The following is a 2,676-nucleotide window of genomic DNA, read 5'->3' on the forward strand; positions in this document are numbered from 1 at the left end:
CCGGTGCTGACGATCGCGATGACGAGGCGGCGCCTTCGCCATTGCATGTCACGCAAGGCTGCGAACAGCATGCCTGTTGCCACGCCCCGTCGGTGTCATGGCATCGCCTCGGCCCAGGCGATGTGCCCTTCGAGGCCAAGCGATGTCGCCATGTTGCGGTAGCGATTCACGAAGTCCAGATAGCGCACACCCTCGCCGCGTGCCCGCGCCAGCAGGGCGCGTAATCGCAGCAGCCAGATGGCGCGCAGAGCGGAATGATCGTCGGACGGCGCCGCTGCTAACCGCTCGATGGCGGCCTCGGCTTCCACGACGTCACTTTCGGTGCCGCCGTCGAGCAGCGTCTCCACCAACACGCCTGTCGCCGGAATGCCCCACTCCCGGGATCGCCCTTCGCTGAGCAGATCGTCGACGCCGGCGCGTATCACCGGAATCGCGCCATCACGATCGCCTCGGCGAGCCCGCTCACGGGCCAGGTAGACGCCGTCGAACAACTCCGTCACCTGCTCGTCCAAGGCCTTGATGTCGGCCGCAGCAATCGGCCAGCCACATCCATGGCAAAACCGCGTGTTGTCACGGCGTTCCATCCCGCATGCGCGGCACGCCGTTATGGCCGCCATCCGACCCTCCGCCTTCAGGCCCCCGAATTCCCCGATCTCCCAGGATAGAGGGATCGACGGCTGACAATGGGCGTGTTCGCGGAGTTAGGGTGTTGTCATAGCGTTAAGGACCAATGCAGATGAACACTGACGACGAGTCCGTCACGACTCTGGAAGACCTCAGAGGCGATTTGGCGCTGCGCTACAAGCGGACTCCGACCTGCGGGGCTTCGGTCGACCCTGCAATCGTAGAGGCCGACATGGCGGCCCTCGACCGCGACGGCTACGTCATTTGGAACGACCTGCTCAGTGCCGAGGAGCGCCGGCAGATCCGCGACATCGTCCGTCCCTGGTTGGGGCACACCGGGCGCAACTCGTTCGAGGGCCGTCGCACCCAGCGCATCTACAGTGTGTTGAGCAGGACGCGGGCGTGCGACCGGCTTGTCGACCATCCGCGGGTGCTGGCGGCGCTCGATCGGCTGCTGATGCCCAACTACCTGCTTTCGGCGTTGCAGGCCATCAACATTCAGCCCGGTGAGGATGCGCAACTGGCTCACCATGACGACGGGTTCTACCCTGTGCCGCGTCCGCGCCCACCGCTGGCGGCCGCAACGATTTGGGCGATCGACGACTTCACCGCCGACAATGGCTCCACCGTCCTCTATCCCGGCAGTCACCGCTGGGGCAAGCGTCGTCCGGGGCCGAAGGATCGGTCGCAACCGGTCGTGATGCCCGCGGGTTCGTGCGTGTTCTTCGTCGGCACCCTGTGGCATGGCGGCGGCGCGAACACCAGCACTGGCGACCGTCTTGCCGTCACCGCCCAATACTGCCAACCGTGGCTGCGACCGATGGAGGCGTTCACCCTGTCGATCTCACGCGAGATCGCCCGGGAGGTCTCCGACGACATCCGCCGCATGCTGGGCTACAGCATCCACCCGCCGTTCGTGGGCGCCGTCGACGGTTTGCATCCACTGCGGCTGCTGGATGAGCCCTAGTTCGGCGACGAGGCGGGCCGGGACGGCCCGCTTAGGAGTCGGACAATCAGCCCTAGCTAACGCCGCCCCGCTACCGCCCGCTTTCGCTGTCGGGGTTGGCCGTAGGTTGCGCTGAACTGCGGCACCTCAAGGGGACCGGCGCGCCGGGCGGCAGCGATGGCATTGCGCAGCGGACGGGCCAGGCCGGCGAACGACCCCATGTCGAACACCATCGGCGTCAACAGCCGGTTGTGGACGAAGCCGAACGCGCTGGCGGTCTGCGGATCAGCCCAGCCGAGTGTTCCGCCTAGGCCGATATGACCGAATCCCTTGAGCAGACCGGGAATCGGCGATTCGTGATAGCCAAGGTGAAAAGGCATGGGCACCATGATGTTCAGATCAGGAAGCACCCGTGGCTTGCCGATCAAACCGTTCACCAACTCCGACGACAGGAACTGCTTTCCGTCGATGCGGCCGCCGTTGGCCAACGCGGCGTACATCTTCGCCAGGCCGCCGCCAGTGACAACGCCGTTGGCTGCGGGGACTTCGCCGTCAAGGAATGGGATATCGCCTTGCACAAGCGATTTGATGCCGGGGAAATACATTGCGCCTAAGGCGCCCGAGAACGGCAGCCCGGCCACCCTTGGTGCGACGAAGTCGAACACCGGATTGGGCCGGTTGCTCTGGGGCGCCAGAATTTGCGCGACCTTGGTCGGCGCGCCGGCCGGAGGTCGGCCGAGATGTAGGCCATCCGTATTGAGTGGTTGTGCCAGCTCGGTGCGAACCAGCTCGCGCATACCCTTGCCGGTGACCGATCGGGCCAGACCAGAAAGCAGCCAACCGTAGGTCAGCGCGTGATAGGCCGGTGCGCCCCGCAAGTGGTCGACCGGGGCCGCGGCCAGTCGCTCTTCCATCAAGCGGTGATCCATTAACTCCGTCTTGCCCACACCCTTCAGATGCGACAACCCGGATCGATGCCGCAGGACGTCGCGGACAGTGATGTCGGCTTTGCCGTTGGCTCCGAACTCCGGCCAGTAGTCGGCGACAGGCGTGTCGTAACACAGCAGCTCGCGGTCGACGAGCCGGTGAATCACCGTGGATGCGAC

At 65.5% G+C, this 2,676-nt stretch carries 4 protein-coding genes; 1 reads left to right on the forward strand and 3 read right to left on the reverse strand.

What is annotated here, in order from left to right:
• Together WBF82_RS03455 and WBF82_RS03460 are read right to left on the reverse strand one after the other, a co-directional pair.
• The coding region (locus tag WBF82_RS03455; protein ID WP_424381704.1) for a hypothetical protein at nucleotides 1–71 on the reverse strand (71 nt) is incomplete at its 3' end.
• A 24-nt stretch (nucleotides 72–95) separates the two neighbouring features.
• On the reverse strand, nucleotides 96–617 hold the full coding sequence (locus WBF82_RS03460) for a hypothetical protein (protein ID WP_424381701.1): 522 nt from the start codon (nucleotides 615–617) through the stop codon (nucleotides 96–98).
• A 119-nt stretch (nucleotides 618–736) separates the two neighbouring features.
• Here WBF82_RS03460 and WBF82_RS03465 point away from each other — a divergent pair, with 119 nt between their 5' ends.
• The gene (locus WBF82_RS03465; RefSeq protein WP_424381702.1) at nucleotides 737–1,591 is read left to right on the forward strand and encodes a phytanoyl-CoA dioxygenase family protein; all 855 of its coding nucleotides are present in this window, start codon (nucleotides 737–739) and stop codon (nucleotides 1,589–1,591) included.
• Between the two features lie 56 nt (nucleotides 1,592–1,647).
• Here WBF82_RS03465 and WBF82_RS03470 read toward each other — a convergent pair.
• On the reverse strand, nucleotides 1,648–2,676 hold a 1,029-nt coding region (locus WBF82_RS03470), incomplete at its 5' end, for a serine hydrolase domain-containing protein (protein WP_424381703.1).

The sequence above is a fragment of the Mycobacterium sp. genome, from assembly GCF_049673265.1.
In the GTDB taxonomy this organism is placed as follows: domain Bacteria; phylum Actinomycetota; class Actinomycetes; order Mycobacteriales; family Mycobacteriaceae; genus Mycobacterium.